The sequence below is a fragment of the Hydrogenophaga borbori genome, assembly GCF_003417535.1.
Taxonomy (GTDB): Bacteria; Pseudomonadota; Gammaproteobacteria; order Burkholderiales; family Burkholderiaceae_C; genus Hydrogenophaga; species Hydrogenophaga borbori.
This window is the reverse complement of the sequence record NZ_QVLS01000001.1, coordinates 65,930-78,920: the sequence shown is the minus strand read 5'-3', so window position 1 is coordinate 78,920 and position 12,991 is coordinate 65,930. Positions and strand designations below refer to the sequence as shown.

General features: G+C 69.4%; 14 protein-coding genes. 6 read left to right on the top strand and 8 right to left on the bottom strand.

Annotated elements, in window-relative coordinates:
• Positions 1 to 8: 8 nt before the first annotated feature.
• The 3 genes from DY262_RS00390 to DY262_RS00380 form a co-directional block, all read right to left on the bottom strand.
• Complete coding sequence (locus tag DY262_RS00390; RefSeq protein ID WP_245980755.1) at positions 9 to 1,418, bottom strand: malonyl-CoA decarboxylase; 1,410 nt, start codon at positions 1,416 to 1,418, stop codon at positions 9 to 11.
• Positions 1,415 to 2,083, bottom strand: a complete 669-nt coding sequence (locus tag DY262_RS00385; protein WP_070399950.1) for a GntR family transcriptional regulator — start codon at positions 2,081 to 2,083, stop codon at positions 1,415 to 1,417. The genes DY262_RS00390 and DY262_RS00385 overlap by 4 nt, the downstream gene beginning before the upstream one ends.
• Positions 2,084 to 2,171: 88 nt before the next feature.
• Positions 2,172 to 2,591 (bottom strand): PaaI family thioesterase, encoded by a 420-nt coding sequence (locus DY262_RS00380; protein WP_070399949.1) that lies wholly within the window; start codon positions 2,589 to 2,591, stop codon positions 2,172 to 2,174.
• 507 nt (positions 2,592 to 3,098) lie between these two features.
• Here DY262_RS00380 and DY262_RS00375 point away from each other — a divergent pair.
• A complete protein-coding gene (locus tag DY262_RS00375; RefSeq protein WP_147326147.1) occupies positions 3,099 to 5,384 on the top strand; it encodes a hypothetical protein in 2,286 nt (761 codons plus the stop codon).
• Positions 5,385 to 5,534: 150 nt separating this feature from the next.
• Here the strand turns inward: DY262_RS00375 and lgt are convergent, their stop codons facing one another.
• Both lgt and DY262_RS00365 read right to left on the bottom strand, forming a co-directional pair.
• Positions 5,535 to 6,347: a prolipoprotein diacylglyceryl transferase gene (lgt, locus tag DY262_RS00370; RefSeq protein WP_116957040.1), complete on the bottom strand. Its 813-nt coding sequence runs from the start codon at positions 6,345 to 6,347 to the stop codon at positions 5,535 to 5,537.
• A gap of 4 nt (positions 6,348 to 6,351) precedes the next feature.
• Positions 6,352 to 7,272, bottom strand: coding sequence for a LysR family transcriptional regulator (locus DY262_RS00365; protein WP_116957039.1), 921 nt, complete (start codon positions 7,270 to 7,272; stop codon positions 6,352 to 6,354).
• 107 nt (positions 7,273 to 7,379) lie between these two features.
• On the opposite strand from DY262_RS00365, the gene ilvD reads away from it, so the two are divergent.
• Positions 7,380 to 9,074: a dihydroxy-acid dehydratase gene (gene ilvD, locus DY262_RS00360; protein WP_116957038.1), complete on the top strand. Its 1,695-nt coding sequence runs from the start codon at positions 7,380 to 7,382 to the stop codon at positions 9,072 to 9,074.
• A 25-nt stretch (positions 9,075 to 9,099) separates the two neighbouring features.
• Here the strand turns inward: ilvD and DY262_RS00355 are convergent, their stop codons facing one another.
• Positions 9,100 to 9,342, bottom strand: coding sequence for a TIGR04438 family Trp-rich protein (locus tag DY262_RS00355; protein WP_116957037.1), 243 nt, complete (start codon positions 9,340 to 9,342; stop codon positions 9,100 to 9,102).
• A 117-nt stretch (positions 9,343 to 9,459) separates the two neighbouring features.
• On the opposite strand from DY262_RS00355, the gene DY262_RS00350 reads away from it, so the two are divergent.
• On the top strand, positions 9,460 to 9,765 hold the full coding sequence (locus tag DY262_RS00350; RefSeq protein WP_116957036.1) for a c-type cytochrome: 306 nt from the start codon (positions 9,460 to 9,462) through the stop codon (positions 9,763 to 9,765).
• Between the two features lie 61 nt (positions 9,766 to 9,826).
• On the opposite strand, the gene DY262_RS00345 is transcribed toward DY262_RS00350, so the two are convergent.
• Entirely contained in the window at positions 9,827 to 10,204 is a 378-nt protein-coding gene (locus DY262_RS00345) for a cupin domain-containing protein (RefSeq protein ID WP_116957035.1), read from the bottom strand.
• A 129-nt stretch (positions 10,205 to 10,333) separates the two neighbouring features.
• Here DY262_RS00345 and DY262_RS00340 point away from each other — a divergent pair, with 129 nt between their 5' ends.
• Entirely contained in the window at positions 10,334 to 11,239 is a 906-nt protein-coding gene (locus tag DY262_RS00340) for a LysR family transcriptional regulator (RefSeq protein WP_220377544.1), read from the top strand.
• 1 nt (position 11,240) lies between these two features.
• On the opposite strand, the gene DY262_RS00335 is transcribed toward DY262_RS00340, so the two are convergent.
• Positions 11,241 to 12,119, bottom strand: a complete 879-nt coding sequence (locus DY262_RS00335; RefSeq protein WP_116957034.1) for an MBL fold metallo-hydrolase — start codon at positions 12,117 to 12,119, stop codon at positions 11,241 to 11,243.
• A 107-nt stretch (positions 12,120 to 12,226) separates the two neighbouring features.
• Between DY262_RS00335 and DY262_RS00330 the strand changes: the two genes are divergently transcribed.
• On the top strand, positions 12,227 to 12,538 hold the full coding sequence (locus tag DY262_RS00330) for an ArsR/SmtB family transcription factor (protein WP_116957033.1): 312 nt from the start codon (positions 12,227 to 12,229) through the stop codon (positions 12,536 to 12,538).
• 14 nt (positions 12,539 to 12,552) lie between these two features.
• A complete protein-coding gene (locus tag DY262_RS00325) occupies positions 12,553 to 12,990 on the top strand; it encodes a YeeE/YedE family protein (protein ID WP_070399939.1) in 438 nt (145 codons plus the stop codon).
• The last annotated feature ends 1 nt before the right edge of the window (position 12,991 follow it).

Below are 12,991 nucleotides of genomic sequence, written 5' to 3'. Positions count from 1 at the left end.
GGTCCGCGTCAACGGTACAGGGCCTCGACGGCCCCGCCTATCGGGACTTTTCCCGCTGCCAGCATGGCCCTGTGCTTGTCCAGGCGCCGCAGGTCGTACAGGTAGTTCACCATCAGGCCGAAGGACTGCTTGTTGCCCTTGGCCGAGGGATCGCCACCCCAATGGATGCGCTCGATCCGCGCGCCGTTGCCCAGGTGGAAGCGCGCCACCGGGTCCAGCGGCTCGCCGTCGCGCAGTTCCTGGCCCAGGTAGCGCGCGGCCCAGGCGAGCAGGGCCTGGCGCTCGGGCGCCTTCTCGTCGAGTTCCGTCCAGCGCTCCCAGGCGGCGAGCAGCGCGGACGGGGCCTGCCGGGACAGCCAGGCGCGCAGGCCCGGAATGGGCGACAGGGTGGCGAAGGTGCGCAGGCGCGGGAATTCCTCTTTCAGCGTCTCCACCACGCGCTTGATCAGCGAGTCGCCGAAGCTCACGCCGCGCAGGCCAACCTGGGTGCTGCTGATGGAATAGAAGATGGCGGTGGTGGCGCGCGAGAGGTCGGCCGGCGCGGCCGACTCGTCCAGCAGCGGCGTGATGCTGCCGGCGATGTCGTTCATCAGCGCCACCTCCACGAAGATCAGCGGCTCGCCCGGCAGGCGCGGGTGGAAGAAGCCGTAGCAGCGGCGGTCGCTGTCCAGCCGGTTCTTCATGTCGGCCCAGCCGCGCACGTCGTGCACCGCCTCGTAGCGGATGAGCTTTTCGATCAACGAGGCCGGCGAATCCCAGCTGATGCGGCGCAGCTCCAGGAAGCCGACGTCGAACCAGGTGGAGAACATGTACTCCATCTCCACGTCCAGCGCCTGCAGGCGCGGCTCCTGGCGCAGCGCGGGCTGCAGTTCGGCGCGCAGCGCCACCAGGAAGGGTATGCCCTGGGGGTTGGCGCTGAAGCGCTGCAGGATGCGCCGGCGCGGCGACACCGTGGCGCGCCGGTAGCGCACCTCGGCGGCGGCCTCGTCGGGCGTTCCCACGGCCGCCTGGTACTCCGACTGGGCCCGCTTGACCTTCTGCGGGTCGGCCATGAAGTGCTCGCTCATGAGCAGCCACAGGTCGCGGCGCTGGGCGGGCTCGGCCTTGCCGTACCAGTCGATCAGGGCCTGCGCCCGCCGTCCACCCTCCACCTCGCTGACCATGGGGTCCACCACCGCCTTGATGTCGTTCAGCAGGCGGCGCAAGGCGCGCGGCGCCAGGGCCTCGCCTTCCTGGCGCAGGCGCGCGCCGAGGCGCTCGGCGGTGGAGCGCGGCGCGGGGGCCGGCGCGGCCGAAACGGCCGGGCGAAGGCGCGAGACGCGCTCGGCGATCCACTGCGGGGGGTCGAGGCGGATGCCCCCACGCTGCGCGCGCCGCGCCGCGGACCGAAGGCCTTGCAAGGGCCGGCCCAGGCTCATGCGCTCAACCTCGACTTCTGCTGCCGCGCCAGCTCGCGCAGCGCCACGCGCTGGCGCGTGAGGTGGGTGCGCATGGCCGCCTCGGCGCCTTCGGCGTCGCGCGCCTTGAGCGCGGCGAACACGGCCAGGTGCTCCGACAGGCTCTGCTCCAGCCGGCCCGGCGCGCGCAGCTGCTGCTGCCGCGCCAGCTTGAGGATCTTGCGCAGGTCGCCGATGACCTGGGCCAGCCAGCGGTTGTCGGCCAGCGCGATGATGGCTTCGTGGATGGCGTAGTTGACGGCGTAGTACTCGTTGATGCGCTTGGCGCGCGCGGCGCGCTGGAGCTTGTCGTGCAACTGCTCCAGCGCGGCGAGTTCGGCGTCGCTGGCGTTGCCCGCGGCCTCGAACGCGCAGCGGCCCTCCAGCAGAGCGATCACGGGAAAGATCTCGTCGAGGTCGCGTTCGGTGACCTCGGCCACGAAGCAGCCGCGGCGCGGCTCGTGGCGCAGCAGCCCCTCGGCGGTGAGCACCTTGAGCGCCTCGCGCAGCGGCGTGCGCGAAATGCCCAGGGCCGCGCACAGGGCGGGTTCGTCCAGGTAACTGCCAGGCGCAAGCTCACCCGAGAAAATGCGCTCGCGCAGTTGCGAGGCCGCTTCATCGTGCAGGGAGTTGAGCACCACGCGCATGGGTAATCACTGGTAATTACAGCTAATTCTTCCAGTCGGGAACGGCGCCCCGGCACGGGGAAAACCCGTGCCACCGACCGGCGGCGGCTCAGCCACCGGCCTTGGGGTACAGCACCATCTGCGTGCAGCGGAACAGCGCCAGGGTCTTGCCGGTCTCGCGGTGGGTCACGGTGGCGTCCCACACCTGGGTGGTCCGGCCCAGGTGCGCGGCCTTGGCCACGCAGTCCAGCGTGCCTTCCAGTGCCGTGCCCAGGTGGTTGGACTTGAGTTCCACCGTGGTGAAACCGTTGGCGCCGGGCGGCAGGCTGGCCAGACAACCGCAGCCGGCCGAGGTGTCGGCCAACGTGACCAGGCTGCCCGCGTGCAGGAAGCCATTGGGCGCCATCAGGGCCTCGCGCACCGGCAGTTCGGCACGCACCTCGCCCGAGGCGACGTGGGTGACAACGAGACCCAGGTGGCCGGGCAGTTTGCCGGCGCTGCGCTGGTTGAAGCTTTCGGGGGTGATCATGGCTTGCTCTCCTCTCGTGGCGGCAGCGGCTGCGCCAGCGCCGCCCATTCTGCGGCATCGCTTCGATCCGCCCCACCGCCCCACCGCCCCACCACGCAGCCATGACGGCGCCTCGCCAGCGGGAACCCCCAACCCCCGCCCGCGACGAACCCGCGCCCGTGCCGGACGGCACGCCACACGAAGGTTCAGCCCGCCATGCGCCCCGCCTCCGGCCCCCATGCCCTCACCAAGACCCGTGCCCGCAGCCTCTCCACCGGCACACGCCCCGAGGCCCTCCAGTCCAGCGCCCTTACCCCACCACAACCGCCCCAGCGCCCGCCTGAGCCCCCCACCGACGTCCCGGTACCGGACCACTGGACGCACCCCGCCCTGGCGCCGCGCGGCCACCCCAAAGACGGCGACAAGCGCCAGGCGATCGAACAGGGGTTCAACCACCGCCTGAACGCGATGGCGTCGTGCGGCGTGCCACAGCGCGTGCGCCACGCCCACCGGGCCGCCACCGCGCTGATGGACCTGTTCGTGCTGTTCGGCTGGCCGAGCGCGCTGTGCCTGTCGCTGGTGCAAGACGACGCGCTGTGGCACGCCTTCCTCCTGCCGGCCCGGACGCCGAATGTCCAGCGCGACGGTGCGCCGGACATGGCGCAGCGGCCAGGCCTGAGCTTGCGGCCACCGATCAGTGGCCGCGTGCTGGCCTCGGTGGTCGCGGCCTTGCTGGCGCTCGGCGAACACCCCCGCGCGCAAGCGGTGCTCGACGCCTGCCCCCATGCCAAGAACCGGCGGGTCGTGCTCAAGTGGCTGCTCAGACACCCCGGCGCCCCTTTGCTGCGGCTGAAGTCCACCCACGCGGCCGCCGCCTTCGAGCGGGTGCTGAGGGACATGCTCAAGGCAGAGCGCGCCGACTTCTACGGTCGGTACGGACCGGCGATCGAGGCCGTGCTCGTCCACTGGCACCCGCCCGCGAACCCGTCTGCGGTCGACGCCATCCGCGACAAGCTCACCCCGCTGGGCGTCGCCATCCTGTTCGACCAACACCACCATGCGCTGCTGGTCGCCCAACGAGCCCTTGCCCCACCGGCGCTGGACCGCCTGGTGGACTATGTCCACCAGGCCCTCCTCCATCCCGACTGGAGCCTGTCCGTGCCCGGCGTGGTGTGCGATGCGCTGGCCCACCTGGGCGTCGTGGTGAACATCCATGGCAGCTTTCTCCTCGATCGAGAGAACGGTCCAGCCGCCATCCGACAAAGCATCGGGTCGCTGGAGCCGAACCAGCACCGCGAGGTGGCGCGCTTTGTTCGCCAGTGCACCACGGCGCTGATGGCGAGCGACCAGCACCCGGCACTGACCAGGGCCCTGGTTCATCTGTGCGCCTGCCTTGACGACCCCGAGCGGGTGAACGATGCCGCCTTCCAGCGGGCGGCGCTGCGGGCGATGCAGCGGTACGGCTTCATTCGCCCTTGGCTTCTGAGTCATCACCCGTCGCCCGAGCACATGCCCCTGCGCGCGGCCGACGCCTTGCTGGACAGGGCGCAAGGCATCGAATCGCCCTGCGCGGCGCTGCAGTTCATCGCCGACCTCACGCGCTACCTTGCCCTGCGCCGACCTCAGGCCGCGCCGCCGCGCGGCACGTGCTCGCACGCCGAATGGCCGCAGGTGCGCCATCGCCTGCTCGACCACACGGTGGCGGCGTTCACCCAGCTGATGCACCGCTGCACGGACCCGCTGGACCCCGACTGGACGGCACTCGCCCGCTGGGTATGGGTGACGAAGGCCGCGCTGGGCCTGCTGTCCCCCGACGACAACAGCGTGCCTCCCCAGTCCGACAGCGCGGTGCATGCCCCTTGCCTGGCCCTGTTCGCCTCGCACAGCGTGGCCTTGCGGCACACGCTGGCGCTCTTGTGTCCACCCGAATGGCTCCAGCCCGCGCAGGCGCTGCACGATCCGTCGGTGACGGTCCAGGAACTCTTCGCGCGCTGCCCGCCCGCGACCCGCCTCGCCGTGCTGCGCCTGCCTTTGCCCGGCCTCTGGCTGTCGATGCCCCTGCTTTTCGACCTGGACCAGTTCTTCGCGGACAACCCCGAGCTGCCCCTTGAACGGCAAGCCGATCAATTGGTGCACCTCCTGCCGCACCTGGATCACCGCATGGTGTTCGACGAACTCGCTGACACCTTGCACCGCTCGCTGGCGGCAGCCAATGCCAACGCGCTGATCGACCATTTGCGCCGGCGCCCCAATGCCTCTCTTTGGGCGTACTACATGTTCAGGGCCTTTCGCGAGCGCCTTGAAGAGTCGCCGTCCATGCTTCGGCCCCGGGGGCTGCCCGCGCTGCTGTCGTGGTGGGGGCGGGTCACGCTGTTGAGTTTGGCCCAGGACAACCGCGACCCCTGGGCCAACTGGCTGCTGTTCCTCAGTGCCTGCGCGAACCGGGAAAACTCAGACGAACCGCAGGAGCCGCTGTCGCCGGCCGATTGGCTCGTGCTCGGCCACTACCTGCCGCTCTGCCCCGAGCGGGCCATCGCCCGCAACCAACTCGAACAACTGTCGGGCGACCGGCTCAGCGCGCTGGCGCACGCCTACCTGCTGCTGGGCTGGCTGCGCCAGCGCTTCGCCGAAGTGGCCAGCCCCCCGTCCCCCGAACACGCTGTGCCCCTGGTTCCCCCATGGCTGTTCCAAACCGTGGCCGAAGCGGCGAAGGCCCTCACCCGGGGCTGGTCCCAGCCGGAGAAGGCGGCCTTGCGGAACGAACTCAAGCCCATGGCCACGCAGTACGGGCCGCTGAGGAAGCGGCACCCATGAGATCGCCGTCGGCAAGCGCCAGCGCCCACAGGTGCAAGTCGCCCATGACGCCCTCCATCTCCATCGCCGGCGTCGACCGGCCGGTGGCCGCACCGTACCCCTAGGCCTGCCGCAGCAACCGATCGAACGCCACGCCGGCCCCTGCCCCGATCAGGCCGTCGCGCCGCGCCGCCCGCTCCACCACCACAAGCCGATGCCGCCGATGATCATGGGCACGCACAGCCACTGGCCCATGCTCAGGCCCAGAGCCAACAGGCCCAGGTAGGCATCGGGTTCGCGGAAGAACTCGGCGATGAAGCGGAACACGCCGTAGCCCAGCAGGAACAGGCCGGAGACCTGGCCCGTCTGGCGCGGCCGGCGCGCATAGAGCCACAGCAGCACGAAGAGCAGCACCCCCTCCAGCAGGAACTGGTAGACCTGCGAGGGGTGGCGCGGCAGGCCGCCCGCGCCGCGGAACACCATGCCCCAGGGCAGCGAGGGATCGGCCACGCGGCCCCACAGCTCACCGTTGATGAAGTTGCCCACGCGACCGGCCGCGAGGCCCGTGGGCACGCAGGGCGCGACGAAGTCCATCACCTGAAAGAAGGGCCGGCCGCGGCTGCGCGCGTACCAGACCATGGCCAGCATCACGCCGATGAGCCCGCCGTGAAAGCTCATGCCGCCCTGCCACACGTAGAACACCTCCAATGGGTGCTGCAGGTAGTAGGCCGGCTGGTAGAACAGGCAGTAGCCAAGGCGCCCCCCCGCCACCACGCCCAGCACGCCAAGAAACAGGATGTCCTCCACGTCGCGCGTTTCCCAGGGGCGCGGCTGGGTGATGCTGGCGTACGGCTCGTGGCGAAGGCGCAGGCGGCCGAGCCAGAAGAACAGCGCGAAGGCCGCGAGGTAGGTCAGGCCGTACCAATGGATGGCGAGCGGCCCGATCTGCAGGGCCACGGGGTCGATCTGGGGGTGTTGCAGCATGCGGCTATTGTGAACGCCCGGCATCGATGAAGCGCTGCAGCGCCGGGCTGAGCGCGGCGTCGCGCCAGACCAGGCTGGTCTCGCACTGCGGCACGGCCTGGCCGCGCGGCAGGCCCACGGGGCGGTACACCACACCGGGCCGCTGGAATTGCCGCACGCTTTGCGGCACCCAGGCCAGGCCCAGCCCGGCCGACACCAGGTTCACGATGGTCTGCATCTGGATCGCCTCCTGCGCCACGTTCGGCTCGCGCCCGGCGGTGCGGTACAGGCGCATGAGTTCGTCGAACACCTCGGGCAGGATGCGGCGCGGGAACATCACCAGCGGCTCGTCCGCCACCGCCGCGAGCGACAGGCGCGTTCGCGCCGCCAGCGGGTGCGCCTCGGGCAAGGCCAACACCAGCGGCTCCGTCACCAGGGCCCGGTGCTGCAGGCCCGGTGCGCTGTCGCCTGGCGCATGCAGCACGAAGCCCGCGTCCACGTCGCCGCTGGCGATGAGATCGCGCTGCACGTCGCCCGTGGCCTCGATCAGCTCCAGCGCCACCCCCGGCCAGCGCTCGCGAAACGCCCGCACCCAGGGTGGCAGCAGGCTGAAGCCCACGGTGGAGACAAAGGCAATGCGCAGCCGCCCGCTTTCGCCCTGCGCCGCCGAGCGCGCCAGCGCGGGCAGCGCCTGCGCGCGGCGCAGCAGCTCGCGCACCTCGGGCAGCAGGGCCTCACCCGCCGCGCTTAGGGCCACTTGGCGGCGGCTGCGCTCGAACAGGCGAACCCCCAGCGCCGCCTCCAGCGAGGCGATGGCCTGCGTCAGCGCGGGCTGCGTGAGGTGCAGCCGCGCCGCCGCGCGGCCGAAGTGCAGCTCCTCGGCCAGCACCGCGAACTGGCGCCATTGACGCCATTCGCTGCGCTGTGGATTTTGGCCTTTGTTCATAAGCCCAGCATATCAATGAACCCAGCCGATCCGATTGGATGCCCCTGCGGCGCTGGCGCATACTGCGAAGCTTTCCCCTCCTTCCCACGAGACCCGAGAGAGACGACATGGCCGACAAGACCCCCCGACAGGTTCTGCGCAGCGACAACATCACCCAGGGCAAATCGCGCGCGCCCAACCGCTCCATGTACTACGGCATGGGCTACAAGGAAGGCGACTTCGGCAAGCCCATGGTGGGCGTGGCCAACGGGCACAGCACCATCACCCCCTGCAACAGCGGCCTGCAAAAGCTCGCCGACGCGGCCGTGCAGGGCATCGTGGAAGCCGGAGGCAATCCGCAGATCTTCGGCACGCCCACCATCTCGGACGGCATGGCCATGGGCACCGAAGGCATGAAGTACTCGCTGGTCAGCCGCGAGGTCATCGCCGACTGCATCGAGACCTGCGTGCAGGGCCAGTGGATGGACGGCGTGGTCGTCGTCGGCGGCTGCGACAAGAACATGCCCGGCGGCCTCATGGGCATGCTGCGCGCCAACGTGCCGGCCATCTATGTCTACGGCGGCACCATCCTGCCGGGCAAGTGGAAGGGCCAGGACCTCAACATCGTCAGCGTGTTCGAGGCCGTGGGCCAGAACGCGGCCGGCAAGATCAGCGACCAGGAACTCAAGGACATCGAGCAGCACGCCATCCCCGGCACCGGCTCCTGCGGCGGCATGTACACCGCCAACACCATGAGCTCGGCCTTCGAGGCCCTGGGCATTTCCCTGCCCTATTCGTCCACCATGGCCAACCCCCACGACGAGAAGCAGAACTCGGCCAAGGAATCGGCCAAGGTGCTCATCGAAGCCATCAAGAAGGACATCAAGCCGCGCGACATCGTCACCAAGAAGGCGATCGAGAACGCCGTGGCCGTGATCATGGCCACCGGCGGTTCCACCAACGCGGTGCTGCACTTCCTGGCCATCGCGCACGCGGCCGGTGTGGAGTGGTCCATCGACGACTTCGAACGCATCCGCCAGCGCACGCCGGTGCTGTGCGACCTCAAGCCCAGCGGCAAGTACCTCGCGGTGGACCTGCACAACGCCGGCGGCATCCCGCAGGTGATGAAGGTCCTGCTCAAGGCCGGTCTGCTGCACGGCGACTGCCTGACCATCAGCGGCCAGACCATCGCCGAGGTGCTGAAGGACGTGCCCGACGAGCCGCGCAAGGACCAGGACGTGATCCGGCCGATCAGCAACCCCATGTACGCCCAGGGCCACCTGGCCATCCTCAAGGGCAACCTCTCGCCCGAGGGCGCGGTGGCCAAGATCACCGGCCTGAAGAACCCCGTGATCACCGGCCCGGCGCGCGTGTTCGACGACGAGCAGTCCGCGCTGCAGGCCATCCTGGACGGCAAGATCAAGGCCGGCGATGTGATGGTGTTGCGCTACCTGGGCCCCAAGGGCGGCCCCGGCATGCCCGAGATGCTGGCGCCCACGGGCGCGCTGATCGGTGCCGGCCTGGGCGAAAGCGTGGGCCTGATCACCGACGGTCGCTTCAGCGGCGGCACCTGGGGCATGGTGGTGGGCCACGTGGCGCCCGAGGCCGCCGCGGGCGGCAACATTGCGCTGGTGCACGAGGGCGACTCCATCACCATCGACGCCCACCAGCTGGTGCTGGAACTCAACGTGGCCGAGGCCGAGCTGGCGAAACGCCGCGCCAACTGGAAAGCGCCGGCCCCGCGCTACACGCGCGGCGTGCAGGCCAAGTTTGCGTTCAACGCGGCCAGCGCCAGCAAGGGCGCGGTGCTCGACAACTTCTGAGCCGGCACGGATGGCAGGCGCTGCTTCAGCGGCGCCTGCCCGTCTTGATGCCCAAGGCCTCGCGCTGCTTGTCGAGGCGGTCGCGTTTCTTCTGGTCCATCTTCTCCACGGCCTTGCGCCTGGTGTAGCCCGAGAAGTCGGCCCAGGCCCACCAGGCCGCCGCCAGCGCGAACGGGGCCAGCACGACCCACCACGACCATTCGGCGACCGGGCCGAATTCCAGGTATTTCATCAGCAAGAGCGCGATGCCCAGACCCAGCAAATACATCTCAGCCTCCGGTAAATGACCGGTAAATTCCGGCAAAGAAAATCCGATAACAGGGGCTCGGCCAACCCAGTCGATAGAATTTGCCCCGTTCGCCCCTGACATTCCAAAGGACACCCCATGAAACGTGCGCTTCTGATTATGGCCGCCATGACCACCCTGGCGGCCCCCGCCATGGCCGACGAGGCCCTGGCCAAGGCCAAGAACTGCATGGCCTGCCACTCGGTGGACAAGAAACTGGTCGGCCCTGCGTACAAAGACGTGGCCAAGAAGTACGGCAGCGACGCCAAGGCCGTCGACATGCTGGCCACCAAGATCATGAAAGGCGGCTCGGGCGTTTGGGGCGCGATTCCCATGCCCGCCAACCCCCAGGTGAGCGAGGCCGAGGCCAAGAAGCTTGCGGCCTGGGTGCTGAGCCAGAAGTAATTTCACGCCCCCCACAAAAATGCCGGCATCGCGCCGGCATTTTTTTTGTCCATGGGCCACGTCAGCTCCGCCAGGGCAGCTCCAGCGCCTGACCGTCGGGCAGGCGCACGGGCACCGGCGTCTGCCCGAACACGCCCGTCAGCTCCAGGGGCGTGGCGCCCACGCTGAACAGTTGGTGCAGCTTCTCGCGCGGCAACACCACGCTCTGGCCAGCGCCGAAGCGCTGGACCTCGCCGTCGATGTGCAGCTCGCCCGCGCCCGCGTGACACAGCACCACCTCGTCGCAGGCGTGGCTGTGCGGCGGCGTGGCGGCACCAGGCGCCAGGGTCTGGCGCCACACGGAGAGCTGTGTCAGGCCGTCGCTGGCGCTGGCCCAGGTGGCGTGCGCCACGCCCGCGATGGGGGTGGCTTCGGGGATGGACTGATCGATCACGTACATGCTGGACTCCTTTCGTCCCGGTTTGACGGACCACCACGGCCCGTTCGGCGCGCAGTGTCTGGCGAAGTTATTGACGATGGAATACGCTTCAGAGCCGTTTCATTGCCGAACCAACTTCGTCAATCCACCATGAGCAGCATTGCAGGGGCACAGGCCCTCATCGCGTTCTCCGAGGTGGCGCGCCGCCAGAGCTTCGCCGCCGCCGCGCGCGACATGGGGCAGGCGCCCTCCACGCTGGCCAAGGCCGTGGCGCGGCTGGAAGCCTCGTTGGGGGTACGCCTGCTCCACCGCACCACGCGCAAGGTGAGCCTCACCGACGACGGAGAACGCCTGTTCGCGCGCTGTCAGCGCGTGCTGAGCGAACTGCAGGAACTGCAGGAGGAAGCCGATGGCCGCCGCGCGCGCCCCAGCGGCACGCTGCGGCTGGACCTGCCCATCGCCTTCGGACGGCGCAAGCTGCTGCCAGTGCTGGCGCAACTCGCCGAACGCCACCCTGGCCTGGTGCTCGACATCCAGCTCTCCGACGCCTACGCGGACCTGGTGCAAGGCGGCCTGGACGCCAGCGTGCGCGTGGGCGAGCTTGATGACTCGAGCCTGGTGGCGCGCCGCTTCGCCAAGCAATCGATGATCCTGTGCGCCGCGCCGTCCTACCTGGACCGCGCGGGCCGCCCGCGCCGCTATGAGGACCTCGCCCGTCACCGCTTCATCGTCTACCGCCAGCACTCCAGCGGACGCAACCGGCCCTTGCAGTTCCGGGTGAACGGCGAGACGCGCACGCTGCACCCCGAGCACGCGCTGCGCATCAACGACGGCGAGGCCATGGCCCGCGCGGCCTCGCTGGGCCTGGGCCTCACGCAATTGCCCGACTACATGGTGGAGGACGAGCTGGCCAGCGGCGCGCTGGTGGAATTGCTGCCGCGGCTGCGCCCGCCCGACATGCCCATCCACCTGCTGATGCCCACGCAGCGGCTCATGCCGGCGCGCGTGCGGGTGCTGGCCGATGCGCTGACCGAGGCCTTCGCCGCCGCGCGCTGACTCACAGCGCGTTCACCGGAATCTTCAGGTACGACACCCCGTTGGCCTCGGGCGGCGGCAACTCGCCCGCGCGGATGTTGACCTGCACCGACGGCAGGATCAGTGTCGGCATGTCCAGCGTGGCATCGCGCTTCGTGCGCATCTCGACGAACTGGGCCTCGCTCACGCCGTCGTGCACGTGAATGTTCTTCGCGCGCTGTTCGGCCACCGTGGTTTCGAAGCGCACGTCGCGGCCGTTGGGCGGGTAGTCGTGGCACATGAACAGGCGCGTGTCGCCCGGCAGCGAGAGCAGGCGCCGCACCGAGGCGTACAGCGTTTTGGCGTCGCCACCGGGAAAGTCGCAGCGCGCGGTACCCACGTCGGGCATGAACATCGTGTCGCCCACGAACACCGCGTCGCCCACGTGGTAGGCCGCGCAGGCAGGCGTGTGGCCGGGCACGTAGAGCACCTCGGCCTCCAGTTCACCGATGCGGAAGCGCTCTCCCTCCTGGAAGAGGTGGTCGAACTGCGAGCCGTCGAGGCGGAACTCGGGCTCCAGATGGAACACGGCCTTGAACACTTTCTGCACCTGCGTGATGCGCCCACCGATGCCGATGCGCCCACCCAGGTGCTTCTTCAGGTAGGGCGCGGCCGACAGGTGATCGGCGTGCGCGTGTGTTTCCAGGATCCATTCGACCGTGAGGCGGTTGGCGCGCACATAGTCGATCACCTGGTCGGCCGAGGCCGTGCGCGTTCGGCCTGACTTGGGGTCGTAGTCCAGCACAGAGTCGATGATGGCCGCGGGTGTGCCCGGGCCGTTGTGCACGACGTAGGTGACGGTCCAGGTGGCGGGGTCGAACAGTCCCTGGACCTGGGGCCGGACGGCGGTGGCGACGGACATGGCAGGCTCCTTTCAATAAGTGAACAACAATATATTGACGAACAATCTATCAGTCAATATAGTGTCGACCGTGCCGCCGATGAACGGCACATTGAATGGAGTGTCCCATGCCCGCCACCAAGCTCGACATCGACGACATGCAATCGGCCGCCGCCGAGGCCTGCCGCCTCATGAAAGTGCTGTCCAACCCCGACCGCCTGATGCTCCTGTGCCAGCTGTCCCAGGGCGAACACAACGTGGGCGAACTCGAGGCCGCGCTGGGCATCACGCAGCCCACGCTGTCCCAGCAGCTCACGGTGCTGCGCGACGAGGGGCTGGTGCTCACGCGCCGCGAGGGCAAGCACGTTTTCTACAGCCTCGACAGCCCGCCCGCGCAGGCCGTCATCCGCACCGTGTACCAACAGTTCTGTTCCCGCTGAAGGAGTTTTCCACCATGACGATCGATTGGGTCAATTTCACGCCCTGGGCCTCGCTGGCCGGCGGGCTGCTGCTGGGCCTGGCCTCGGCGCTCTTCATCCTGCTCAATGGCCGCGTGCTGGGCATCAGCGGCATCGTGGGCGGCTTGCTGAACCCCAAGGCCGGGGACATCGGCTGGCGCCTGGCCCTGGTCGCGGGCCTGCTGGTGTCGCCGCTGGTGTTCGTCTGGCTGGCGCCCGCGGGCTGGCTGAGCGCGCCGCGCATCGACGCCAGCACCGGCCTGGTGGTGCTGGCCGGCCTGCTGGTGGGCATCGGCACCCGCTACGGCTCGGGCTGCACCAGCGGCCACGGCGTGTGTGGGCTGTCGCGCCTGTCGCCGCGTTCGCTGGTCGCCACGCTGGCCTTCATGGCCACCGGCTTCGCCACCGTGTTCGTCATCCGCCACCTGATCTGAG

Coding starts and splice junctions, on each gene's coding strand:
- DY262_RS00390 (WP_245980755.1), bottom strand. CDS start 1,418: ATGAGCCTGGGCCGGCCCTTGCAAGGCCTTCGGTCCGCGGCGCGGCGC.
- DY262_RS00385 (WP_070399950.1), bottom strand. CDS start 2,083: ATGCGCGTGGTGCTCAACTCCCTGCACGATGAAGCGGCCTCGCAACTG.
- DY262_RS00380 (WP_070399949.1), bottom strand. CDS start 2,591: ATGATCACCCCCGAAAGCTTCAACCAGCGCAGCGCCGGCAAACTGCCC.
- DY262_RS00375 (WP_147326147.1), top strand. CDS start 3,099: ATGGACCTGTTCGTGCTGTTCGGCTGGCCGAGCGCGCTGTGCCTGTCG.
- lgt (WP_116957040.1), bottom strand. CDS start 6,347: ATGCTGCAACACCCCCAGATCGACCCCGTGGCCCTGCAGATCGGGCCG.
- DY262_RS00365 (WP_116957039.1), bottom strand. CDS start 7,272: ATGAACAAAGGCCAAAATCCACAGCGCAGCGAATGGCGTCAATGGCGC.
- ilvD (WP_116957038.1), top strand. CDS start 7,380: ATGGCCGACAAGACCCCCCGACAGGTTCTGCGCAGCGACAACATCACC.
- DY262_RS00355 (WP_116957037.1), bottom strand. CDS start 9,342: ATGTATTTGCTGGGTCTGGGCATCGCGCTCTTGCTGATGAAATACCTG.
- DY262_RS00350 (WP_116957036.1), top strand. CDS start 9,460: ATGAAACGTGCGCTTCTGATTATGGCCGCCATGACCACCCTGGCGGCC.
- DY262_RS00345 (WP_116957035.1), bottom strand. CDS start 10,204: ATGTACGTGATCGATCAGTCCATCCCCGAAGCCACCCCCATCGCGGGC.
- DY262_RS00340 (WP_220377544.1), top strand. CDS start 10,334: ATGAGCAGCATTGCAGGGGCACAGGCCCTCATCGCGTTCTCCGAGGTG.
- DY262_RS00335 (WP_116957034.1), bottom strand. CDS start 12,119: ATGTCCGTCGCCACCGCCGTCCGGCCCCAGGTCCAGGGACTGTTCGAC.
- DY262_RS00330 (WP_116957033.1), top strand. CDS start 12,227: ATGCCCGCCACCAAGCTCGACATCGACGACATGCAATCGGCCGCCGCC.
- DY262_RS00325 (WP_070399939.1), top strand. CDS start 12,553: ATGACGATCGATTGGGTCAATTTCACGCCCTGGGCCTCGCTGGCCGGC.